At 71.0% G+C, this 22,630-nt stretch carries 16 protein-coding genes; 6 read left to right on the top strand and 10 right to left on the bottom strand.

Annotated elements, in window-relative coordinates:
- Positions 1–3 precede the first annotated feature (3 nt).
- The 3 genes from BMH31_RS14400 to BMH31_RS14390 are packed head-to-tail and all read right to left on the bottom strand — an operon-like array spanning position 4 to position 3,516.
- Positions 4–1,359, bottom strand: a complete 1,356-nt coding sequence (locus BMH31_RS14400) for an aldehyde dehydrogenase family protein (protein WP_099723187.1) — start codon at positions 1,357–1,359, stop codon at positions 4–6.
- Entirely contained in the window at positions 1,356–2,159 is an 804-nt protein-coding gene (locus tag BMH31_RS14395) for a gamma-glutamyl-gamma-aminobutyrate hydrolase family protein (protein WP_099723186.1), read from the bottom strand. Before BMH31_RS14395 ends, BMH31_RS14400 begins: the two co-directional genes overlap by 4 nt.
- Entirely contained in the window at positions 2,146–3,516 is a 1,371-nt protein-coding gene (locus BMH31_RS14390; RefSeq protein WP_099723185.1) for a glutamine synthetase family protein, read from the bottom strand. The genes BMH31_RS14395 and BMH31_RS14390 overlap by 14 nt, the downstream gene beginning before the upstream one ends.
- 254 nt (positions 3,517–3,770) lie before the next feature.
- On the opposite strand from BMH31_RS14390, the gene BMH31_RS14385 reads away from it, so the two are divergent.
- On the top strand, positions 3,771–5,324 hold the full coding sequence (locus BMH31_RS14385; protein WP_099723184.1) for an amino acid permease: 1,554 nt from the start codon (positions 3,771–3,773) through the stop codon (positions 5,322–5,324).
- On the opposite strand, the gene BMH31_RS14380 is transcribed toward BMH31_RS14385, so the two are convergent.
- Entirely contained in the window at positions 5,317–5,922 is a 606-nt protein-coding gene (locus BMH31_RS14380; RefSeq protein ID WP_099723183.1) for a TetR/AcrR family transcriptional regulator, read from the bottom strand. The two genes, BMH31_RS14385 and BMH31_RS14380, sit on opposite strands and share 8 nt — an antisense overlap.
- 121 nt (positions 5,923–6,043) lie before the next feature.
- On the opposite strand from BMH31_RS14380, the gene BMH31_RS14375 reads away from it, so the two are divergent.
- On the top strand, positions 6,044–8,059 hold the full coding sequence (locus BMH31_RS14375; RefSeq protein ID WP_099723182.1) for a hypothetical protein: 2,016 nt from the start codon (positions 6,044–6,046) through the stop codon (positions 8,057–8,059).
- Here BMH31_RS14375 and BMH31_RS14370 read toward each other — a convergent pair whose 3' ends face one another.
- Positions 8,060–9,268: a sigma-70 family RNA polymerase sigma factor gene (locus tag BMH31_RS14370; RefSeq protein ID WP_158234975.1), complete on the bottom strand. Its 1,209-nt coding sequence runs from the start codon at positions 9,266–9,268 to the stop codon at positions 8,060–8,062. It lies immediately after the preceding gene.
- A 185-nt stretch (positions 9,269–9,453) separates the two neighbouring features.
- Between BMH31_RS14370 and BMH31_RS14365 the strand changes: the two genes are divergently transcribed.
- The 3 genes from BMH31_RS14365 to BMH31_RS14355 all read left to right on the top strand — a co-directional run bounded on the left by BMH31_RS14365 (position 9,454) and on the right by BMH31_RS14355 (position 16,070).
- Positions 9,454–13,317, top strand: coding sequence for a SpaA isopeptide-forming pilin-related protein (locus BMH31_RS14365; protein WP_158234976.1), 3,864 nt, complete (start codon positions 9,454–9,456; stop codon positions 13,315–13,317).
- A gap of 76 nt (positions 13,318–13,393) precedes the next feature.
- Positions 13,394–14,950 carry a SpaH/EbpB family LPXTG-anchored major pilin gene (locus BMH31_RS14360; RefSeq protein WP_099723179.1) on the top strand — a complete coding sequence of 519 codons (1,557 nt, stop codon included), beginning with the start codon at positions 13,394–13,396 and terminating at the stop codon, positions 14,948–14,950.
- Positions 14,951–15,092: 142 nt separating this feature from the next.
- On the top strand, positions 15,093–16,070 hold the full coding sequence (locus BMH31_RS14355; protein WP_099723178.1) for a class C sortase: 978 nt from the start codon (positions 15,093–15,095) through the stop codon (positions 16,068–16,070).
- 105 nt (positions 16,071–16,175) lie between these two features.
- Here BMH31_RS14355 and BMH31_RS14350 read toward each other — a convergent pair whose 3' ends face one another.
- Positions 16,176–16,649: an Lrp/AsnC family transcriptional regulator gene (locus BMH31_RS14350; protein WP_099723177.1), complete on the bottom strand. Its 474-nt coding sequence runs from the start codon at positions 16,647–16,649 to the stop codon at positions 16,176–16,178.
- An 84-nt stretch (positions 16,650–16,733) separates the two neighbouring features.
- Between BMH31_RS14350 and BMH31_RS14345 the strand changes: the two genes are divergently transcribed.
- The gene (locus BMH31_RS14345) at positions 16,734–19,673 is read left to right on the top strand and encodes an aminotransferase (RefSeq protein WP_241898315.1); all 2,940 of its coding nucleotides are present in this window, start codon (positions 16,734–16,736) and stop codon (positions 19,671–19,673) included.
- Here the strand turns inward: BMH31_RS14345 and BMH31_RS14340 are convergent.
- The 4 genes from BMH31_RS14340 to BMH31_RS14325 are packed head-to-tail and all read right to left on the bottom strand — an operon-like array spanning position 19,670 to position 22,582.
- Positions 19,670–20,494: a carbon-nitrogen family hydrolase gene (locus BMH31_RS14340; RefSeq protein WP_099723176.1), complete on the bottom strand. Its 825-nt coding sequence runs from the start codon at positions 20,492–20,494 to the stop codon at positions 19,670–19,672. The genes BMH31_RS14345 and BMH31_RS14340 overlap by 4 nt on opposite strands.
- Positions 20,491–21,099 carry a DinB family protein gene (locus tag BMH31_RS14335; RefSeq protein ID WP_099723175.1) on the bottom strand — a complete coding sequence of 203 codons (609 nt, stop codon included), beginning with the start codon at positions 21,097–21,099 and terminating at the stop codon, positions 20,491–20,493. The genes BMH31_RS14340 and BMH31_RS14335 overlap by 4 nt, the downstream gene beginning before the upstream one ends.
- Positions 21,096–21,815 carry a GntR family transcriptional regulator gene (locus BMH31_RS14330; RefSeq protein ID WP_099723174.1) on the bottom strand — a complete coding sequence of 240 codons (720 nt, stop codon included), beginning with the start codon at positions 21,813–21,815 and terminating at the stop codon, positions 21,096–21,098. Before BMH31_RS14330 ends, BMH31_RS14335 begins: the two co-directional genes overlap by 4 nt.
- Entirely contained in the window at positions 21,812–22,582 is a 771-nt protein-coding gene (locus tag BMH31_RS14325) for a hypothetical protein (protein WP_099723173.1), read from the bottom strand. The genes BMH31_RS14330 and BMH31_RS14325 overlap by 4 nt, the downstream gene beginning before the upstream one ends.
- Positions 22,583–22,630 lie beyond the last annotated feature (48 nt).

Below are 22,630 nucleotides of genomic sequence, written 5' to 3'. Positions count from 1 at the left end.
GGGCTATTCGGTGGCGAAGAATACGTTCTTCGTCTCGGTGAAGTGCTCGGCGGCGTCGGGTCCGAGCTCGCGGCCGAGGCCGGACTGCTTGAATCCGCCGAACGGGGTCGAGTAACGCACCGACGAGTGGGAGTTGACCGACAGGTTGCCGCCCTCGACGGCGCGCGCGGTGCGGATGCCGCGGGCGAGGTCCTGCGTCCAGATGGATCCGCTGAGGCCGAACTCGGTGGCGTTGGCCAGCTGGATCGCGTCGGCCTCGTCGTCGAACGGCAGCACGGCGACGACGGGTCCGAAGATCTCCTCGGTCGCGACGCGCGATCCGCGTTCGGGGGTGACGACGGTGGGTGCGAACCAGGATCCCGGACCCTCGGGGCAGGATCCCCGGAACGCGACGGGGGCGTCCTCGTCGAGGAACGCGGCCACGCTCTCCTTGTGGGCCTGGGTGACGAGCGGACCGACCTCGGTCGCCTCGTCGGTCGGGTCGCCGACCGCGACACCCTGCACGGCCGTCTCGAAGCGCTCCATGAATCGGTCGTACACGCTGCGCTGCACGAGCAGGCGGCTGCGGGCGCAGCAGTCCTGGCCGGCGTTGTCGAACACCGAGTAGGGCGCGGTCGCGGCGGCCCGTTCGAGGTCGGCGTCCTCGAACACGATGTTGGCGCTCTTGCCGCCGAGCTCCAGCGTGACCCGCTTCACCTGTTCGGCCGCTCCCGCCATGATCCGCTTGCCGACCGCGGTGGATCCGGTGAAGACGAGTTTGCGCACGTCGGGGTGGGTGACGAACCGCTCGCCGACGACGGATCCGCGGCCGGCGAGCACCTGGAACAGGCCCTCGGGCAGCCCGGACTCGAGCGCGAGCTCGCCGAGGCGCAGGCTGGTGAGCGGGGTCCACTCGGCGGGCTTCAGCACGACCGCGTTGCCGGCCGCCAGCGCCGGCGCGAAGCCCCACGCGGCGATGGTCATGGGGAAGTTCCACGGCGTGATCACCCCGACGACGCCGATCGGCTCGTGGAACGTGACGTCCATACCGCCGGCGACCGGGATCTGCTTGCCGATGAGGCGTTCCGGGGCGGCCGAGTAGTACTCGAGCACGTCGCGGACGTGGCCCGCCTCCCAGCGCGACTGGGAGATGGGATGGCCCGAGTTCGCGGTCTCGAGCTGCGCCAGCCGCTCGAGATCGGCGTCGACGGCGTCGGCGAAGCGGCGCAGCGCCTTCGCTCGATCCGCGGGCGCGACCTTCGCCCAGTCGCGCTGCGCACGCACCGCCGCGGCGACGGCGGCATCGGTCTCGGGCACGTCGAGGTGGGCGACCTCGGTGACGGCCTCGCCGGTGGCGGGGTTGATGACGGTGTAGCTCATGGCTGCTCCTTCGCGGGGGCTGCGGTGGACGGTGCATGGGACGCGCGGTGCTCCCGTGCGGCGCGGACGAGGCCCTCGAAGATCCGGCGGTCCTCGGGGTTCTCCTCCGGGTGCCACTGGACGGCGACGCCGAACGGCACGGAGTCGAGCTCGATCGACTCGATGACGCCGTCCGCGGTGCGACTGGTGACGGTGAGGCCGTCGCCGACCTCGTCGATCGCCTGGTGGTGGTACAGGTGAGCGCGTGCGCGCAGATCCTCGCCGAGCAGGCCCGCGAGGCGGGATCCCTCGTCGACCTCGACCTCGATCGGGTTGAAGACGCCGTCGCCGAGCTGGTAGCGGTCGTCGCCGACCGCGTCGGGGAGGTGCTGGATCAGAGTGCCGCCGCGCTCGACGTTGAGCACCTGCGCGCCGCGGCAGATGCCGAGGAACGGGAGCTCGGCCTCGATGGCGGCGTCGAGCAGGGCCGCCTCGAAGCCGTCGCGGTCGGTGCGGGGCGCGCCGGTGCGCGCGTGCGGCTCCTGCGCGTAGCGGGCGGGATCGACGTCGGCGCCGCCCGAGAGGATCAGGCCGTCGAGCGACGCGACGATGCTGCGGGCGATGTCCGGATCCGCCGGCTGCGGGGGGAGCACGATGGCGATCCCGCCGACGTCGGTGACCGCGTCGAGGTAGACCTTCGGCAGGAACGATGCGCGGACGTCCCAGACGCCCGTCTGCGCCTGCTCCAGGTAGCTGGTGATGCCGATCAGGGGGCGTGCGGCGCCGGGCGCGCTCGAAGCCCGGGACTCAGAGACGCTCAAAGCCGCGCACCCGCTCCCAGTCCGTGACCGCCGCGTTGAACGCCGCGACCTCGACGCGCGCCGCGTGCACGTAGTGTTCGACGACCTCGTCGCCGAACACGCGCCGGGCCAGCGCGGATCCCTCGAAGAGGTCGGCCGCTTCGGCGAGGGTGCTCGGTACGCGCTCGATGTCGCTCGCGTAGGCGTTGCCGGCGAGCGGGTCGCCGAGCTCGAGCTCCTGCTCGATCCCCTCGAGACCGGAGGCGAGCATGCCGGCGACCGCGAGGTACTGGTTCACGTCGCCGCCCGGTACACGGTTCTCGACGCGCATGCCCATGCCGCGACCGACGACGCGCAGCGCGCAGGTCCGGTTGTCGTGACCCCAGGCGACGGCGGTGGGAGCGAAGCTGCCCTCGGCGAAGCGCTTGTAGGAGTTGATGTTGGGGGCGTAGAGCAGGGTGAACTCCCGCAGGGCGGCGAGCTGGCCCGCGAGGTAGTGGCGGAACAGCTTCGACATGCCGTCGGCGGCGGACTCGTCGACGAACAGCGGTTCGCCGGACTCCGAGCGGAGGCTCGTGTGCACGTGGCAGCTGTTGCCCTCGCGTTCGTTGAACTTCGCCATGAAGGTGATGCTCTTGCCGTGCGCCTCGGCGATCTCCTTCGCGCCGCTCTTGTAGATCGAGTGGTTGTCGCAGGTGGGGAGCGCGTGGGTGTAGCGGAACGCGATCTCCTGCTGACCGAGGTTGCACTCGCCCTTCACGCCCTCGCAGTACATGCCCGCGCCGTCCATGGAGGTGCGGATGTCGCGCAGCAGCGGTTCGAGGCGGGTCGAGCCCTGGAGGGCGTAGTCGGTGTTGTAGTCGCTCGCCGGAGTGAGGTCGTTGTAGCGCTGGCGCCAGGCGGTGCGGTAGTCGGTGTCGAAGACGATGAACTCGAGCTCGGTGCCGACGAACGGTTCGAAACCGTGCGCGGCGAGCCGCTCGACCTGACGGCGCAGGATCTGCCGCGGCGCGACCTCGATGGGGGTGTGGTCGTTCGCGGTCGTCAGGTCGGCGGTGACCATCGCGGTGCCGGGCAGCCAGGGCATCCGGCGCAGCGTCGAGAGGTCGGGGATCATCGCCATGTCGCCGTAGCCGTGCTCCCAGCTCGTCAGCGCGTAGCCGTCCACGGTGTTGAGCTCGACATCGACCGCGAGGAGGTAGTTGCAGCACTCGGCACCGTGCTCGAGCGTGTCCTCGACGAACAACCGGGCCGAGACCCGCTTGCCGACGAGGCGGCCCTGCATGTCGGTGAATCCGATGATGACGGTGTCGATCTCGCCGGAGCTCACGGCTCCGCGCAGCTCGTCGGGTGTCAGGTTTCCGCTCGCGGGGATCATGGTTCTCCTTCTGCTCATCGTCGAGAGTCGGGGGTGCGGTGCCATCCTACGGCCGCGACTCGGGGGCCGCGATCCCGAATGGTCGGAACTCCGACCATTACATCATGGCGGGGCTCGTTCCGTGCCGGATCCGATCTGAAAAGGCGTACGAAAAGGTTGTTGTGAAGTACCAATAGGTGGTTATAGTCATCATGACGCGCCGCAAAGATGCAGCTTCTGGGCGGACCGTTCACAACGAAGTGAAAGGGGCCGGCATGGCCAAGGACACGCTGAAGGTCTCCGGGGTGACGTACACCACGGCGGAGGCAGGGTACTTCGAGAAGCGCCAGCTCAAGCGCTCCGCCGGCGTCTGGGGGCTCTGGGGCCTCGCGGTCGGCGCGGTGATCTCGGGCAACTTCTCGGGCTGGAATTTCGGGATCGAGGCGGCGGGCTTCGGCGGCATGATGATCGCCTTCGCGATCCTCGTCGTCATGTACTACGGGCTCGTCTTCTCGATCGGCGAGATGGCGGCCGCGATGCCGCACACGGGCGGCGCCTACTCGTTCGGGCGAGCGGCGATGGGACCCTGGGGCGGCTTCGTCACCGGGCTCGCGGAGTCCATAGAGTACGTCGCGACCACCGCGGTGATCGTCTACTTCTCGGCGGGCTACGCGAACGGCGTCACCGAGGGGCTGATGGGTTTCTCCCTGCCGACCTGGGTGTGGTGGATCATCCTCTACGCAGCCTTCGTCGGGCTCAACACGGCGGGCGCCTCCATCTCGCTGAAGTTCGCAATCGTCGTGTCGTTCATCTCGATCGGCGTGCTGGTGCTGTTCGGCGCGATGGCGCTCTTCAGCGGCTCGGCCGACTGGGGCAGCCTCTTCAACATCGCGCCCGATCCGGGGCAGAGCGAGTTCCTGCCGCACGGCGTGCTCCCGATCCTCTTCGCGCTGCCGTTCGCCATGTGGCTGTTCCTCGGCATCGAGGAGCTGCCGCTCGCGGCCGAGGAATCGCACAACCCGGTCCGCGACATCCCGCGCGCCGGCCTCTGGGCGCGAGGCACCCTCATCGTGACCGGCCTGCTCGTGCTGTTCCTCAACACCGCGGTGCTCGGAGCCAAGGACACCGGTAAGGCGGGCGAGCCGCTGCTCGACGGCTTCCGCAAGATCCTCGGCGACGACCTCGCCTGGGTCGCCGGCCTGCTCGCGCTCTTCGCGCTGTTCGGCCTGCTGGCCTCGCTCCAGGGCATCATGTTCGCCTACGGACGCAACCTCTACTCCCTCTCGCGGGCCGGGTACTACCCGAAGTTCCTCTCGCTCACGGGCAAGCGCCAGACCCCGTGGGTGGCGCTCATCGCGGGCGCGCTCATCGGCTTCGCGGCGCTCGTCGTCGTCGACCTGACGGGCGGCGGCAGCGGCGTCGGCGGCGCGGTCGTGCTGAACATCGCGGTGTGGGGCGCGGTGGTCGCGTACTTCATGCAGATGCTGTCGTTCATCATCCTGCGCAGGAAGTACCCGAACGCGAAGCGACCCTACCTGAGCCCGTGGGGCGTCTTCGGGGCCGGCGCCGCCGCCGTGATCTCGGCGCTGATCTTCCTCGGCTTCCTGCTGAACGAAACGTTCCGCCCGGCGATCGTCGCGATCGCGGTCGTCTATGCGATCGGGCTCATCGTCTTCGGCGTCTACACCCGGCACCGCCTGATCCTCTCGCCGGAGGAGGAATACGCGGTCTCGGGCGGCCTGCACGGGGACCCGCAGTCCGAGGGCTACGGCGGCGAGGTCGAAGAAGAACTGCTGGCCCAGGACGGGATCGACGACCCCGTCAGGTAGTCCTCGCCGTCCCGTCGGGGTGCGCCGCACCCCGACGGGGCGGAGTCTCGCACAGGGATCGCACGACGGTGCGTATCTCGTGCTCGGCCGCCGGGCTTCGGGCGACGACGCTGCGGAAGAGCGCGAGCCCCGCGAGCGTATCGAGCAGGAGCTCCTCGTCGGTATCGGCGGGGAGCTCCTCGCGCGAGATGCCCGCCGCGATGATCTCGCGGCCGAGATCCCTGCGGCGGCGGCCGATGCGCTCCATGAAGTGGTCGAGGATCTCGGGGCTCAGGATCGTGAGCCACAGCGATGAGGCGTCGCGGCCGCGGAGCACCATCTGCTGGTTGAGCACGTTCTGCATGGAGTGCTGCACGAGGTCCTCGACGACGGATCCGGTCTCGGGCCTGACCCACGGAAGGGTCGAGGCTTCGACCACGTCGCGGGCGAGGTCGGTGCGGTTCGGCCAGCGCCGGTAGATCGCGGTGCGGCTCGTACCGGCACCGATCGCCAGCGCGTCGTAGTTGAGCGCCGCGAGGCCGCCGTCGAGCAGCTGCGCGCGGGCGAGTTCGAGCACTCGTTCGGTGATATCGGTATCGCGCGGTCGGCCCTGGTTCATGCACACACCCTAGACCGGTGCTTGGTGGGAATCCGATGAATATGCAACACTCAGTAGCGTAAGTGATGCGCGGCCGGTCGTTTCGGGGGAAACCCGCCGCGAGAAACAGGGGTACACGCGCATGCGCTTCAAGGGGGTGCGTGCCGTCGCGCGGGCCGTTCTGGCCCTCGCGTGCGGTGCGCTGATCGTGGCGACGCTGCTCGTCGCGCCGGCGGGTTCGGCCGAGGCCGATTCGCCGGAATCGCACGAGCCGGGGCTCTACCTGGCGCTCGGATCCCCGACGCAGTTGATGCGGGGCAGCCAGCGGAGCGACGGCGGGATCGCGTTCGACCCGGTCGGCGCGCCGACGGGCCGCTCCTACAACGCGCTCGCCGCGCACCTGGCCGACGGTGCGCTCTACGCGATCGAGGACGCGAGCGGCGATCTGATCCGCGTGCTCGGTGACGGGACGACGCGGACCGTGATGCGGCTCGGCGCGGCCAGCGTGGTCGGGGCCTTCGCCGACTCCGAGCATCCGGATCGCATGTACTACGTCCCGCGGGGATCGAAGCAGCTGGCCTGGGTCGATGTCGCGACCCGGGAACGGGGCAGGGTGTCGATGACGGGCTCCTTCGTCCCGGTCGACTTCGCCTGGAGTCGGGGGTACTTCTGGGGCTTGCGCATCGTGGATCGGCGCGCGGTGCTCACGCGGCTCGCGCTCGACGGCCGGCTCCAGGAGGCCCCCGTGCCCGGCGTCGACGGGACCCGTTTCGGCGGCGGATCGTTCGGCGGAGCGTGGACCTACGGCAACGGCAACCTCGGCTTCCTGGCGAACAGCGGAGGCGCGGTGCAGCTGCGTCTGGCGACGGAGGACCCCGCGAAGGCCGAGCTCGTCGGCTACGCCGACAGCCCGGCGTCCAACAACCTGGACGCGGCCCTGATCCCGGCGGCGCCCGTGCACCTGAGCGTGCGCTTCGAGGCGAGCTGGGGCGGGCCGCGAACGCCGATGGAGCTCGCGCCTGTGGTGCGCAACGACGGCGCGACCGCGTCGTCCGGATACCAACTCGAGTTCGGGCCGGAGGGCCCGGACAGTCGAGCCGTCGACTCGCCTGCGGAGTGCGTGCGATCGGCGGGGCGGTTCCTGTGCGCAGGCGGCACCCTCCGACCGGGCGAAGAACGCCGGCATGGTTTCTCGCTGAGCATGGTCAGCGCGGGAGCGCAGTACGCGCCGAAGTGGGTCGCCGTCGTGCAGGGGAACGAGTCCGATCCCAGTCCCGTGGCGGCGCCGGAGTCGTTCCCGGCTTTGAAGCCGACTCCCGTGCTGATCGACACCGATGTAAAGGCTCGTGTCGTCGATGCGCGGCGCGAGGGGAGAGTGACCGTCGACAAGCCCGTCCAGGTGTTCGTCCTGGTGCGTAACCGCAGTGCGTCGCCGCTCAGCGGGATCCGCGTGTCCATCGACTCCGCGCCGTGGAAACCTCAGGTGATCGACGAGCCGTTGCCGCCGGGCGAGCTGCGCACGGTCCGATTCGACGGACGCGTCGACGACCTGATGATCGGCGGTATCGCCGAGATATCGACGACGGTCACCGCGGAAATCGACGGGGCGAGGACGCGGGTGCAGAGCAAGCCGCTGCACCTCTCGGGGCAGGGGGTGCTCCCGAACGCCGGGGGACTGGCCGGACCCCAGCCGGATCCCGTCGGCAACATCGATCCGCTCGACCCGCCGCCGCCGTTCGTGATCATGCCCGACGACCGCACGGGGAACGGGGCCGCTGCCGGCTCGGGCACCTCGGCCGGGACGGGCACGGCTGCCGGGTCCACCGGATCCGCGAAGGGCGGCTCCGGCGGCGGATCCGCAGGCGCGGGCGGTGCCTCCGCGGGCGGCGCTCCGCCGCGTACGGCGGCACCGGGTACTGCGGCGGCGGGCGATGGGGATCGCGGTTCCGACGGCACGGCGATCGAGGTGGGGCCGGCGACCGGCGCCGCCGAGGGGGCGAGCGGCACCGGAAACGGGAGCTGGCCCGCCGAACTCAGCGCGACCGGATCCGATGCCCCGAGCCGGAGCACGACCGTCTGGGCGGCGGTGATCCTGCTGCTCGGGGGCGCCTGGGTCGTCGGTACGGCCCGGCAGGGAGGCCGGCGTTCGCGAGCCTGATCAGCAGTCCGCGGAGAACGTCTGCGAGCGCTCGCACCACCCGGTCCAGTCGCCGAAGTAGAGAGCCGGCGGGTCGGTGCCCGGCGTCGGCGTCGGGCTCGGGGTCGGTGAAGGTTCGGGTCCGGGCGCGGTCGGAGGGCGCTCCGGCGACTGCGGGGACTCGGGGACGCGGTTGTCGGACCCGCCTCCGGTCCCGGTGCCGGACGCGGTGCGACCGGCACGATGCGCATCGCGCACGGGGGCCGGTGCCCGATCCGGGGCGCCCCCCGCGGACCGGTCGACGCCGCTCGTGCTCGACGCGGGTGCGTGCGGCTCGGCCGGGATCGAACCCGGCATCGCGAGGCCGCCGATCGTGCCCGCGGTGGCGAGCACGACACCTGCGGCGGAGAGCGCCGCGAGGGTCCCGGTCGCGGTGCGCCTGCGCCAGTCGCGGGTGAGCGCGAGGATCCCCGCGAGGGAGAGCCCGATCGCGCCCGCCTGCTCCCCGAACAGCACCCATCGCCTGCGGCAGTCCGCGCAGCCGTCGAGGTGGGCCTGCGCCTCCGCGCGGCGCCGGGTGTTCTTCTTGCCCCAGCGCAGATCCTTGAACCGCCCCACGCTCGTCGCGCAGTCCTCCGGCAGGTTCCGGGTCGGGTGCATGCGCTCGACCCAGCCCTTGCGCAGGCCGTCGCGGGCGCGTTTGAGCAGCACCGAGGCCGAGTTCGGGGAGAGCTCCAGCTCGCCGGCCACCTCCTGCACGGATCGGCCCTCGACGTCGACGGCGAGCACGATCTGCTGCCAGCGCGGTGGCAGATCCTCCAGCGCCGCTGCGGCTGCGGCCCGCTGCTCCGCCGATTCGAGCGAATCGTCGTGCGTCTCGAGCGCGGCTCCCTCGAGCGGCAGATCCTCGAGCGGGGCGCCGCGCTTGCGCGACTCCCAGTGCTGCCCGAGACGGGTCTGCACGGTGCGGAAGAGGTAGGCGCGGAACGATTCCCGCGGGCCGCCCCCGGCGAGCAGCGCCTGGAACACGGCATCGAACGCCTCGGCGACGGCGTCCTCAGCGACCGCGGGGTCCTTGCGCGCGGCCCAGCCGAGCACGAGCCCGTGATGCCGGCGCCAGAGCGTCTCGAGCGGCCAGGCGCTGCCGGCTCGGATCAGGTCGCAGAGCTCGGAATCGGACGCCTCGTTCGGGCCCGGACCTGGGCCGTGCGCCTCGTCCGGAGCCTGCATGCCCAGAAGCGTAGCAGCGTGTAGCGAAAACTTTTCCGCAACCGCGTCACATTCCCCGGGAACCGACTCTGACTCTGCGGGGGACGGCCGCAGCATCGATTGCTGCGGAGGGGGACCTCCCGAAGAACTCGATCAGCGGAGGAAGTATGAGATCTCGGTGGCGTTTCCGTGAGGTGGCCAGGCCCGTGCGCGCGTTCGTCGCGGCGGGTGCCGCGGCGCTCGTCGTGCTCATGGGGGTGACGCTGCCCGCATCGGCCGCGGGCAACGACATGTCCGTGGCCATCCGGCCGCTCGACACCCAGGTGAAATCCGGCGAGAACATCTCGTTCGAGGTGCAGTGGGAGTGCGGCAGCACGAACTCGCCGACCTGCGCGAACGGGCAGATCGTGGTGCCCGTTCCCGACGGCCAGCCCGACGGGGTCTCGCTGAGCGTCGAGAGCTTCACCGCGGTGACGATCGGCGGCACGAGCTACCCGGTCAGCGTGCAGGGGACCGGCGCGAATCGCAAGATCGTGTGGAGCCTGCCGCCGACCATGACCGGTTCGAACGCGGGCACCGTCACCTTCATGCTGAAGTCGCAGAACTGGGTGACTCCCGACGGGACGACGGTGACGCCCTCGGCGACCTTCACCTCGAGCCTCGGAACGGCCTCGGCCACGTCCGTGCCCGCCACGATCACGGCCGAGCTCGGGCTCAAGATCCGCAAGACCAAGTATTCGCCTTCCGAGGATCCCTACGTCGACGGCGACGTGACCTACCTGATCGAGTCCGGCTACCCGAGCCAGTTCACGGCGAGCGGCAGCCACCTGTACTACGGCAACGATTCGTTCTGCAAAGCGCCGGGGCTGTGGGCGATGAAGAACCTCGTGATCGTGGATCAGCTGCCCCCGGGCACCGTGTTCAAGAGTGCGACGATGAACGGCGTCTACAACGCCCAGAACCATACGGTCACCTGGAACCTCGGCGACTCGGCGAAGGTGGATGCGAACGGTGTCGCTTCCTGCGATGCGAGCACCTTCGCGAATGATCTGCTCGTCACGGTGAACTTCCCCGCGAGCGCGTTCACCAATGCGGCGAACCAGCACCTGCTGCAGACGAACACCGTGTCCGCGACGGCGCAGCCCTGGCTGCGGCCCGGCACCACTCTGTCGGACAGCGCCAAGGCGGAGCACTACCTGCGGATCGGGGTCGACGGGAAGTTCACGGTGCAGAAGGGGATCTCCTACGCGGCATCGAACGGACCGTCGCGGCAGTGGACCCGCGGGGAGAAGTCCGCGCAGGGGGACTGGGTGCGCGGCTACCTGCACAGCTTCAGCGTCACCGGAACCGGCAACGCCGTCGGGTCCTGGTCGATGACCGACGTGCTGCCGTGCGGCTGGACCTCCCCGTCCGACCCGAACGCGACCACCTGTGCGAAGCCGGCGTACCGCGACATCTCGTTCGGCGCGAACGGCGCCATGTCGGAACTCACAGTGCACTGGATCACCAACCAGGGGCGAACGGGCGCCTGCACGATCCCCGAGGGGTTCACCGCGGGCGACAGCACGGTCCGATTCTGCAACGGAGTCTCGAGGGGGAACACGATCCCGATGGGTGCGGGCGAGTGGATCACCAAGTTCTGGCTCGATAAGAACCGGATGAAGGGCGGGACGAAGGGCAAGCTGCTGCTGTTCGGCAGCATCAGCCGCGACATCCCCATCGACAACTCCGCGGCGGTGGCCGCCGGGACCTATCAGCCGCACTTCCTGACCACCGGAACGGCGCAGCCCACTCCGGTGCGCGGCGTGACACCGTCCTCCGAGCACCCGCTGTGGGTCACGGTGGAGAACTGCACCGCCGACAACACGATCACGTGGAACGGCGGCAGCATGACCACCAACGGTCGCCTGGTCGATTCGAACCAGGAGGGGCGCTGCGGGTACAACCGCATCGCGCGCGACCCCGTCTCGATCTACTCCGAGAAGCGGGTGTACAACCCGAGCACCGCGACCACCGTCGCCCAGAAGCAGGCGCAGGCCAGCGCCCAGCCCGGCGACCGGCTGCGCGTCGAGATCCAGACACGGCGCTCTTCATGGGGAGGGGGCGACGACACGACCATGCAGGCAGCTCGCTTCACGCCGACCATCACCGACATCCTTCCCGAGAACCTGGTCTACGACCCGAAAGACCCCGCAAACCCCGTGTACCTGGGGCTGGAGGGCAACCCCGACCGCCCCGCCTCGGCGGTGATCGCGAAGCTCGGGGCACCTCGGGTCACGGTCAGCGAGGTCGTGATCGACGGCAAGACGCGCACGAAGATCGTCGTCGACTTCCCGAACGCCGCCGACGGCAGCGGGCTCTTCATCTGGGACCCCGCCACGGGTCAGTCGGAGAAACTGACCGTCGGTTTCGACGTCCGTGTCAAGGAGGGCACTCCTGCGGCGACGTACCAGAACTACAGCCTCGTGCAGGCGAAGGAGGCCGCGACCGGCTACCTCGACTGCTCCTACCCCGGGGCGTACGCCGACCCCAAGGTCTCCGACCCGGTCAAGAGCTGGGGCGACCTGAGCTTCAGCAACGCCGTGCAGGGGCCAGAGGCCGACACCGGGTGCCGCACGCAGAAGCCCTACACCGTGGTCGAGGGCCCCGGCATGGGATCGCAGAAGCAGGTCAAGGGGGCCTACGACGCGGACTACGTGCCGTCGCCCGGGATCGGTTCGACCGATCGCGCGGGCGCCGCGAGCTACCGGATCCCCGTCTCGAACACCGGCAACGTCGACATGCGCGACGTGGTGGTCTACGACCTCCTGCCCCGCACCGGCGACCACGGCGTGCGTCCCGGTGCGGACGTCCGAGGATCCGCGTTCGACGTGTTCATGACCGGACCGGTGACGGGCCTCCCCGCGGGGACCACGGTGCTCTACTCGACCGCGCCGAACCCGTGCCGCGGCGAGCTCGCGGGCGCGGGCGGAGGGACGCGGAGCTCCGCGCCGGCCGGCTGCGACGACACCTGGGTCGCCGCAGCGGCGATCGGCACCGGCTGGGCGAAGGTCACCGGGATCCGGATCGACTTCGGCTCGCGCGTCTGGAAGCCGCTCGACGCCTACACCGCGACCTTCCCGGCCCGCGCCGGGAACGGCGGCGACCTGACCGGCATCGCCTGGAACAACGTGGCGATCGCGGGAAACCGCAACTCGAGCGGGATCCCGATGCTGCCGAACGAGGCACCGAAGGTCGGCCTGCAGCTCGCGCCCGATCTGGCCTGGAACAAGGTCGACGGTCTCGATTCGAGCAAGCTCCTCGCAGGCTCCGAGTGGACCCTGAGCCCGGTCGTCGTCGCCGGTGCTCCCGCGCCTGCGGGCACCTGGCCGAGGACCATCGTCGATTGCACCCGGGCGCCCTGCACCGGACCCGATCAGGATCCTGCGCCGGGCAAGTTCCGCGTCGTCGGGGTGCCGTGGGGCAGCTACGACCTGCGCGAGACGAAGGCCCCGGCGGGCTACGTGCTCCCCGCGGACCCGGTGCGCGTCGTGATCGGGCCGGGCGCTCTCGACGCAGCCAGTTGGACCTATCGGATCGGCGACGTGAAGAACGCGAAGCCGGGCGTCGACGTGAGCTGGGAGAAGGTCGACCCGCAGCACCAGCGGCTGGCGGGATCGGAGTGGGACCTCGTCCCCGTCGACGGGAACGGCGCGCCGATCCCCGGCGGCACCGTCGTCCACGTCACCGACTGCGTGCAGCAGAACGTGGCCGGATGCCTGGGCCCCGACACCGATCCCGCGGCCGGGAAGTTCCTGCTCCGACAGGTCCCGGTGGGCGACTACCACCTGATCGAGACCCGCGCACCGGCCGGATTCGTGAAGCTCACCGCGCCCGTGAAGGTGACCGTCTCAGGCGCCACCGCCGTGGCGGTCGGCCAGATCGAGAACCGACAGATCGACGTGCCCGTGCTCCCGCTGACCGGCGGGATCGGAACCCTCGTGTTCTCGATCGGCGGAGGCCTGCTGATCGCGGTCACCGCGTTCCTCGTGATCCGCACCACCCGCAGACGGCGCCTCGCCGTCGACTGACCACCCAGATCTCTCCTCCGCGAGGAGGAGAACCGGACGCCGATTCTCGGCACACCCATGAAAAGAAAGGCATTCCATGTCTGAGCACACCGCATCGCGCGCCCTGTCGCGCGGTCTGGCCGCGACCGCGGCGCTCGCCGTCGGCGCCGCCGGCCTGTTCGTCGGAGGAACCGCGGCCTTCGCCGACAACATCGACACGGCGAAGACCGGTTCGATCATCGTTCACAAGTTCGAGAACCCCGGGAACGGGACGATGAACCCCGACGGAACGGGCACCGCTCCGAAAACGAAGCCTATTGCGGGCGTCGGCTTCGAGGTCTGCCACGTCGACGGCATCGACCTCACCGCGGCGGGGAACACCGGCTGGAACCAGGTCAAGGCCGTCTCGAACGCGCAGCTGCTGGCCGCGCAGAACGGTACCCAGCTCGCGAGCTACACGCTGTCGAACTGCACGACGCTCCCCGACACCGACGCTGCGGGCGTCGCGAGCTCCGGCCGCCTGGCGCTCGGCGCCTACCTGGTGCGCGAGGTCAAGGCCCCGGCGAACGCCGCCAAGAAGGCGGATCCGTTCATCGTCACCGTGCCGACCCCGTCGGTCAACTCGGGCGCCGGCACGGGCGCCTGGGTCTACGACGTCAACGTGTACCCCAAGAACACCGTGGGCAATCCGCCCGTCAAGCGCATCGACGACCAGGCGCCCAGCAGCACCGCCGTCGGCTCCGACGTGCAGTTCTCGGTCGAGCAGATCGTGCCCGGCATCGCCGCGGGCGAGACCTACCAGAAGTTCACCCTGTCCGACACGCTCGACGGCCGGCTGAGCCCGAAGGTCGGCACCGTCAAGGTGCTCGTCGACGGCGTCGCGCTCGCCGCCGCGGACTTCACGACCACCGGATCCGCGGGGCAGACCGTCAAGGTGCAGCTCACCGCGTCGGGCCTCGCGAAGCTCTCCGCCGGGGCGAAGGTGCGCTTCGAGTTCGCCGCGACCATCACCTCGGTCGGAGACGGCAAGATCGAGAACACCGCGTTCGTGAATGTGAACGACATGGACTACACGCCCGCGAAGCCGGGCGAGCCCGGCGGTCCGGACCCCGAGAACCCCACCAACACGGTCAAGACCCGCTGGGGCCAGGCGCAGATCACCAAGGTCGATCCCTCGAAGAAGGGGCTGACCGGCGCGGAGTTCGAGGTGCGCATGGGCGACACCGCCGAGTGCACCGCCGACACCGTGTTCGCGGACGTGAAGGATCCCGCCGACACGAACAAGAAGCTGGTGATCTCCTCCGGCGCGAACGGCGTCGTGAACATCCCCGGTCTGTGGGTCGGCAGCGATTCGGTGAACGACAAGGGTGAGGAGACCATCGGGCTCGCTACGCGCTGCTACCAGCTCGTCGAGGTGAAGGCCCCCGCCGGCTTCGTGCTGCCCACCGGGGCGGACGCACTCACGAACGTGGTCGTGAAGCCGGGAACCACCGCGAACGCCGCGATCGACATCGAGAACAAGCAGCAGGAGGTCCCCGAGCTGCCCCTCACCGGTGCGGCCGGCCAGGTCCTCATGATCGCGGGCGGGCTCGCGCTCGTCGCGGTCGCCGCGGGCACCGTGCTGATCTCGCGCCGCAAGCAGCAGCGGGCCTAGCCTCCCGCCTGCCGTACGCGGCTCCCGGCCGGTCCGGCGCACCCTCGCGGGAGCGCCGGACCGGCCGCGGTCGTTCCCGAAACCCCGGGACCCGGCCCCCCTCCAGACCCAGAACCTCCCGAACCGATCGGAGACACCGCGCATGGATCACGAGCTGCACCCGGCCGAGGCCGCCGAGGTGCGCCCCGGGCCGTCCGTCACGCGCCGCGAGCTGCGCGCGCGGCGCGGACGCAGACCGCTCGGCGCCGCACCGTGGATCACGGCCGCCTGCTGGGTGCTCGGCGTCGCGATCCTGCTGTACCCGACCGCCGCGGCCTGGATCTCGCAATACAACCAGTCCACGCTGATCGGCTTCTACGACCGGCAGGTCGAGCACGCGTCGCCCGACGGGCGGACCCAGATCAAGAACGCACGGGCCTACAACGAGGCACTGTCATCCGGGGTGCTGTTGCCGGCGGGCGCGAACGCCCCGGTCGGTGCGGGGGAGTCCCGGGACTCCGCCGCACGGCCGTACCGATCGCAGCTGGTGACCCCGAGCGGCATGATGGCCCGCCTGCGGGTGCCGGCCATCGACCTGGATCTGCCGATCTTCCACGGAACCGATGACGACACCCTGCTGCGCGGGCTCGGACACCTCGAGGGGACCTCGCTGCCGGTCGGCGGCGCGAGCACCCGATCCGTCATCACTGGCCATCGGGGGCTCGCCAGTGCTGAGATGTTCACGAATCTGGATCGGGTGAGGACCGGCGACACCTTCACGATCGAGACCTTCGGCGAGGTGCTCACCTACCGCGTGAAGGACGTCACCGTGGTGGCGCCGGAGGACACTGAGACGCTGCATCAGGTCGCGGGCGAGGACCTCGTCACGCTCATCACCTGCACCCCGCTCGGAGTGAACTCGCACCGGATCCTCGTCACGGGTGAACGGATCACCCCGACGCCGCCCGCGGACGTCGAGGCAGCGGGCAAGCCCTCCGCGGTGCCGCATTTCCCCTGGTGGATCCCGGCGATGATCGGCGCGATCCTGCTCGCGGTTGCCTACCTGCGGTGGGCCGGCAGGCCGATCTCGAAATCGCGCGCCGAAACGCGTCACATTCGCTCGCGCGAGCGCTCTGAGTAGTCGGATCGGGACGAGTCCTCGTCCCCCGAACCAGCCCGTCCCGGTCCGTCCCCGGTGCTCGCCCATCAGGCGGGCACCGGGGTTCTTCGGTTGAAGAGGGTGGGGCTAGCGGGCGCCCCAGCCGAAGCGGTGGGTGCGGATGCCGTAGTAGGTGAAGGTCTCGGCGCGGGAGACCCCGGGGGTGGGGCGGATGCGTCGGTTGATGAGCTCGAACAGCGCCTCCTGGTCCTCGGCGATGACCTCGACGAGCAGGTCGTAGCGCCCGGCGGCCAGCACGACGTAGATGACGTTCTCGATCTCGCTCAGCGCCTCGGCGACGACCTCGAGATCGCCGTCGGCGACGACCCCGACCATCGCCATGCTGCGGTATCCGAGTCGGAGCGGGTTCGTGACGCCGACGATCTGCAGGGTGCCGCGTTCCTCGAGCCGCATGACCCGCTTGCGGGCGCCCCCGGCGGTGAGTCCGACGAGCTGCCCGAGCTCCGCGTAGCCGAGGCGGCCGTCCTCCTGCAGCGCGGTCAGTAGGGCGCGATCGATGTCGTCGAGAGCATCCGGGGTGTCGTGCGGTGCGTCGTGCATGGGGCCTCCGTGGAGTCTCGGGTGAACACTGACCAGTGTATCGAGAATGAAAGCTCACTGATATGCTTTTACTGGTAATGAAAGATGACCAGATTGAATGGAGTGGGATCGATGGGTGATGCGCTGCGGGAGGAATGGCTGCTCCGGCGCCCGGAACCGGACCTCGCCGAGGTCGCGCGCATCGCGGAGGCCGAATTCGGTGCGACGGGTACGCTCGGCGAACTGGGCAGCCAGCAGGACCGCAACTTCCTGATCGGCGATTCTGCGAGCGACGCGAGCATCCTGCTGAAGGTCGTCCACCCCACGGTGACCGAGGCCGAGGTCTCGCTCCAGATCCGGGTCTCCGACGCGCTGCGCGAGGCCGGGGTGCGGACTCCGTGGATCCTCGCAGCGGCTTCGGGATCGCGGTCCCTCGCGATCGCGGACCGCGAGGGCGAGGAGTCCCGTGTGCTCGCCTACGAGACCGTGCGGGGAACCGCGCTGGCCGAGCGCCACGAGATCGACGGGGCCCGTGCCGAGGAGCTCGGAGCCCTGGCGGGGCGCGTCGCGAACGCGCTGGCCGCCGTCGAGCATCCCGCGGCACGGCGCAGCCACCAGTGGGAGCTCGGCAACGCGGCGGCGGTGGTCGAGCGGCTCATCGGAGACCTGCCCGAGGACCGGCGTGATGCGTGCCGTCGCGCGGTCGACGGGGCGCTGGAACGGCTCGACGCCGTGCGCCCGCAGCTGCGCGCCCAGCTGATCCACGGGGATCTCACGAGCGACAACATCATGATCGATGCCGCAGGAGCGCTGTGGGTCATCGACCTGGGCGATGCCGCGCGCTCCTGGCGCATCGCCGAACTCGCCGTGCTCGTTGCCGACGTGCTGGGACGCACGGGCAGCCTCGCGGCCGCGGCCCGCGCCGTGCGCGGATTCGCGGCGGCGTGCGAGGAGCCGCTGACCGACGCCGAGCTCGCCGCGCTCTGGCCCCTCGTCACGCTCCGCGGCGCCGTGCTCGCGGTCAGCGGGTGGAGCCAGATCCGCATCGATCCCGACAATGCGTACGCGCGCGAGCGCCTCGAGCACGAGTGGCGGGTGTTCGAGCGGGCCGCCGCGCTCGATCCCCACCCGGTCGAGGCGCAGCTGCGCCTGGCCGCGGGGCTCACCCACCGGGCCGGCCTGGTCTACCGGGATCTGGTGCCCGGGCTCGACCGCGCGCGGATCATCGACCTCGGGATCCGGAGTGAGACGCTCGACCGCGGGCGCTGGACCGATCCCGGGATCGAGCAGGAGCTCGCCCGCGAAGCGCTCGCGGCCGCGCCCGTCGCGGTCATGCGCTTCGGCGAGGCCCGCCTGAGCCGGGTCTCGGCCGATGTCAGCCGACCCGCCGACACCCGCTCCCGCTGCGTGGAGCTCTGGATCCGGCCCGGGGCGACGGTGACCGCCCCGTTCGCCGGACGCATCGAGACGGGGGCCGGGTTCGCGGAGCTGAGCGCCGACGGCGTGGTGCTGCGCATCGAGGGGATCGATCCCGCGGCGCCCCGGTCGGGCTCAGGCCCGGTCCCCGCGGGGGCGGAGCTCGGACGCGTCGGAACGCACGCCTCGGGCCTCGGCCGGCTCGTGGTCGCGCGCCGCATGCTCGATGCGGCTCCCGCACCGCTCTTCGCGGGTGCGCTCGACGAGTACGCGCCGGAGGGCGCCGCCGATCCCTCGGCGCTGCTGGGCCTCGTCGCAGTGCCGGATCCCACCTGCGAACTGCGCGACGAGCAGCGTCGCCGCGAGCACGCCATGGGCGGCGCCGCAGAACGGTATTACCTCGACCCGCCCCAGTTCGAACGCGGGTGGAACACCCTGCTCGTCGACACCCGGGGCCGCGCGTACCTGGACCTCGTCAACAACGTGACGGCGATCGGGCACGCGCACCCCCGCCTCGCCGATGCGGTCGGGCGACAGCTGCACCTGCTCAACACCAACTCCCGATTCCTCTACGAGGCCTACGCCGACTTCGCCGAGAAGCTGCTCGCGCACGCGCCGGATCCCTCGCTCGACACGGTGATCCCCGTCAACAGCGGCTCCGAGGCGGTCGACCTCGCGATCCGCCTCGCGCAGGCGGCCACCGGTCGGCGCGACCTCATCGCGGCCCGCGAGGGCTACCACGGCTGGACCATGGCCGCGGACGCCGTCAGCACCTCGGCCTTCGACAACCCGTCGGCGCTCGCATCCCGACCCGAGTGGGTCCACCTCGTGGACGCGCCGAACGACTATCGCGGCCCGCACCGGGGCGCGGGAGCGGGAGCGGCCTATGCCGCGCAGGTGGGCGAGGCCGCCGAACGGCTCGGAGCCGAGGGCCGCCCGGCCGCGGCCTTCATCTGCGAGCCGGTGCTCGGCAACGCCGGGGGCGTGATGCCGCCCGAGGGGTACCTGGCGGCCGCATACGACGCGATCCGCGCGAGCGGCGGGCTCGCGATCGCCGACGAGGTGCAGGTCGGGTACGGCCGCCTGGGCGGCGCATTCTGGGGGTCCGAGCTGCAGGGCGCGGTCCCCGACATCATCGCGGTCGCGAAGGCGGCCGGCAACGCCTACCCGGTGGGAGCGGTGATCGCCCGACGCGAGATCGTCGACGCGCTGCGCGACGAGGGCATGTTCTTCTCATCGGCGGCCGGAGCCCCCGCGAGCGCGGTCGCCGCGTCCGCGGTGCTCGACGTGATCCGCGAGGAGGGACTGCAGCGGAACGCGGCCGTCGTCGGTGCGCACCTGCGCGCGCGGATCGAGGAACTGGCCGCCCGGCGCAGCCTGATCGGCCGGGTGCACGGCAGCGGGCTCTACCTCGGCGTGGAGCTGGTGCGCGACCACGAGACCCTGGAGCCCGCGCAGCAGGAGACCGCTCGGGTCTGCGAGCGGCTGCTCGATCACGGGATCATCATGCAGGCGACCTCCGAACGGCAGAACGTGCTGAAGGTGAAGCCGCCCATGACCCTCACGGTCGCCGAGGCCGACGTGTTCGTCGCCGCGCTCGACGCCGTGCTGGGCGAGCTGGAGGCCTAGCCTTCGGGCTCGGCCCCCGCGTCCGCGGCGAGCCCCGCATAGTCGACGAGCCGGTCGGCGATGACGGGGAACTCCGCGCGCACCTCGGCGACGCGTGCAGGATCGATGTCGACGCCGAGCAGCTGCTCGCCGTCGCCGCACTCGGCGAGCACGAGACCCGACGGATCGACGACCCGGCTGCCGCCGCCGAGCTCGACGCCGCGCTGCGTGCCGCACGCGTTGACCGCGATGACGAACAGCTGGTGCTCGACCGCGCGGGCGCGCGTGAGCAGCTGCCAGTGCTCGCGCCGCGCGGCGGGCCAGGCCGCCGGCACCACGACGCTCTCGGCGCCGCGCGAGCTGATCTGCTGCCAGAGCCCGGGGAACCGGAGGTCGTAGCAGGTGGTGCTGGCGAGCGCTCCGACGGGGCTGCTCGTGACGCTCAGGCGATCGCCCGGCGTCAGCAGCTCGGCTTCGAGCGAGCGGTAGCCGAAGACGTGGATCTTGCGGTAGGTCTGCGTGATGCGCCCGTCGCGGTCGAGCAGCACGGCGGTGTTGAACAGCCGGCCGCTGCCGTCGCGTTCGACGATGCTGCCGAGGTGCACCGCGGCTCCCGTAGCGCGGGCGACGCGGCGGCCCATGGCCACCGTCGGGCCGTCGAGCGATTCGGCGCGATCGGCGTACGCGTCGAACGAGAAATAGCCGGCGCTCCACAGCTCGGGGAGCACGACGAGGTCGGTGCCGGGGGCCTCGCGCAGCAGCAGCTGCTCGACGCGCGCGATGCGGTCCGCCTGCGATTCGTCGTCGGGGCTCGCCACCTGCGCGAGCAGCACACGGGTCATGCGTCGATCCTCGCACGGGCCCCGCTGCGCCGGGCCGCCTCGTGCGCCGCGGCCTCGAGCCGCTGCCGGTAGTCGGCCAGCCACTCGTCGTCCACCGCCGGCAGGTTCGTCGCATCGGGGCGCATGCCCGCCGAACCGTCGACGAGCTCGCGCACGATGTCGGCGTGGCCGGCATGACGCGCATACTCGGCGGTCACGTGGACGATGATCTGCCGGAGCGTGACCGGGTTGCGGGTCCACCACGGCACTGTGCCCTCGGCGTCCAGGTCGAGCGCGTCGATGGTCGCGGCGGTACGTTCGGCGGCCGTGCGGGACAGCGCGATGATCTCGGTGCTCGTCTGGTCGGCGGGCACCCACATGTCGGCGTTCGGCTCGGCATCGTCGGCGAACCAGGGGAGCGCGACGCCCGACGGTCGGCCGAAGACCAGCCCGAAGTAGTCGAGCTCGACACTCGCCGTGTGCTTCACGAGTCCGAGCAGGTTGGTGCCCGTCGGGGTCATGGGACGACGCAGCTCGTACTCGCCCAGCCCGTCGAGCTTCCACAGCAGTGCGCTGCGCACCTCGTCGAGCTTGACGCGGAGCAGGTCCTTCTCGGATGCGGTCATGCCCTCAGCCTAGAGTCGACCTCCGACACCGCGGAACCCGCGCCCGCGGCGCGCTCCGCGATCCCGGCGGAGTCGTGCGCGAGCGTTCCCGTGCGGTGCGCGCGCATGAGCGCCTCGATCTCCTCGGCGGGCGCGCCCGCGGCGATCCGGTCGACCAGCTCGGTGTGCTCGTGCGAGAGCCGCTCGCTGATCTCCCCGCGGTACCCGACCACCGAGGCCCGCATGGCCGCCACACGCAGCTGCCCGCGCTGCAGCGTGTCGCGCAGGTAGTGATTGGGGCAGCGCGACTGCAGGAGACCGTGGAACTCGAGGCTGGCCTCGTTGTAGGCGTGGAAGTCGCCGCGCCCGTGCGCCGCATCCATCAGCGCGTTGAGCTCCCGAGCCCGCTCGAGGTCCTCCGCCGTCAGCAACGGCGCCGAGAGCGATACGGCGAGCCCCTCGAGCACGGCCTGCGTCTGCATCACGTCGCGGTACCCCTCGGCGCCGAGCTCGGCCACCCGGGCGCCGCGGTGGAACTCGAACTCGACGAGCCCCTCGGACTCCAGGCGGCGCAGCGCCTCGCGGACCGGGATCAGACTGACGCCGGTCTCGCCCGCGAGCGTGCCGATGTGGATCGGGTCGCCCGCGGCGAAATCGCCCGCCACGATCCGCTCCATCACGTGGTCGTAGACCCGCCTGGTCTTGTCGCGGGGACCGGCCGGAGCGTCCGCGCTCATCGCCGATCCGCCCCGTCGGCGCTCGCCGCGGAGGCGCGCTCGTCTGCGAGGAGCGGCCTGAGGAACGCGGCGATGTCATCGAGCTCGTCGCGACCGATGCCGTGCAGGATCCCGGTGTACTCCCGGTACACCAGCGAGGTGTGCTCGGGCAGCCATTCGGCGGTGCGTGCGATGCGGGCGGCATCGATCACGGGGTCCTGCACGTCGCGGCCCCAGAAGACCGGCGGGCGCGCGGCGGCGAGCTCCCGATCCCCGTCGCAGGCGCCGGCGGGGACGAAGCCCGAGCAGATCGCACCGGCGGCGAAGCCTCCGGGACGCAGCCGCAGCAACGACGTGACCATCGCGCCGCCCTGCGAGAACCCGAGCAGCGCGACGGCCGGACGGCGCTCTGCCCCGGCGTCCATCGCGCGCTCGACGACGCCGTCGATCCAGGCGAGCGCGGCGACTGCCGCGGCGTGGGGCGCCGTACCCTCGAACCGGTCGGGCGTCGGATCGTGAGCGAGACCCTGCGCGCCGAACGACAGCGGGAACCAGGCGTAGCCGTTCTCGACGGGAGCGGGGGCGACCAGCGGCGCGCGCGGCGAGGCGCAGACGGCCGACGGCAGGAACGGGGCGAGCTCGATCAAGTCGCCCTCGAAGGATCCGTAGCCGTGCATGAGCACGAGCAAGGGGCGGTCGGCCAGCGCGGCGAGCGCATCCGCTTCGGACGCCGGCGCACCGTCGACGGCCCATCGAACGCGGGCCGGGTCGATCTGCAGCTCTGCCATGGGTCCAGCGTAGTTCGAAACCGCCGGCGCTCCGCGGTGTGCCGAATC

The organism is Leucobacter sp. OLIS6, from assembly GCF_002752355.1.
In the GTDB taxonomy this organism is placed as follows: Bacteria; Actinomycetota; Actinomycetes; order Actinomycetales; family Microbacteriaceae; genus Leucobacter.
Note: the sequence above shows the minus strand (reverse complement) of the source record. Positions and strands in the feature narration are given on the sequence as shown.

Excerpts from the sequence above, each read along its gene's own strand:
- BMH31_RS14330 (WP_099723174.1), bottom strand. The coding sequence starts at position 21,815 with ATGAGCGCGGACGCTCCGGCCGGTCCCCGCGACAAGACCAGGCGGGTC.
- BMH31_RS14355 (WP_099723178.1), top strand. The coding sequence starts at position 15,093 with ATGGATCACGAGCTGCACCCGGCCGAGGCCGCCGAGGTGCGCCCCGGG.
- BMH31_RS14375 (WP_099723182.1), top strand. The coding sequence starts at position 6,044 with ATGCGCTTCAAGGGGGTGCGTGCCGTCGCGCGGGCCGTTCTGGCCCTC.
- BMH31_RS14345 (WP_241898315.1), top strand. The coding sequence starts at position 16,734 with ATGACCAGATTGAATGGAGTGGGATCGATGGGTGATGCGCTGCGGGAG.
- BMH31_RS14380 (WP_099723183.1), bottom strand. The coding sequence starts at position 5,922 with ATGAACCAGGGCCGACCGCGCGATACCGATATCACCGAACGAGTGCTC.
- BMH31_RS14340 (WP_099723176.1), bottom strand. The coding sequence starts at position 20,494 with ATGACCCGTGTGCTGCTCGCGCAGGTGGCGAGCCCCGACGACGAATCG.
- BMH31_RS14370 (WP_158234975.1), bottom strand. The coding sequence starts at position 9,268 with ATGCAGGCTCCGGACGAGGCGCACGGCCCAGGTCCGGGCCCGAACGAG.
- BMH31_RS14350 (WP_099723177.1), bottom strand. The coding sequence starts at position 16,649 with ATGCACGACGCACCGCACGACACCCCGGATGCTCTCGACGACATCGAT.
- BMH31_RS14385 (WP_099723184.1), top strand. The coding sequence starts at position 3,771 with ATGGCCAAGGACACGCTGAAGGTCTCCGGGGTGACGTACACCACGGCG.
- BMH31_RS14400 (WP_099723187.1), bottom strand. The coding sequence starts at position 1,359 with ATGAGCTACACCGTCATCAACCCCGCCACCGGCGAGGCCGTCACCGAG.
- BMH31_RS14390 (WP_099723185.1), bottom strand. The coding sequence starts at position 3,516 with ATGATCCCCGCGAGCGGAAACCTGACACCCGACGAGCTGCGCGGAGCC.
- BMH31_RS14325 (WP_099723173.1), bottom strand. The coding sequence starts at position 22,582 with ATGGCAGAGCTGCAGATCGACCCGGCCCGCGTTCGATGGGCCGTCGAC.
- BMH31_RS14360 (WP_099723179.1), top strand. The coding sequence starts at position 13,394 with ATGTCTGAGCACACCGCATCGCGCGCCCTGTCGCGCGGTCTGGCCGCG.
- BMH31_RS14335 (WP_099723175.1), bottom strand. The coding sequence starts at position 21,099 with ATGACCGCATCCGAGAAGGACCTGCTCCGCGTCAAGCTCGACGAGGTG.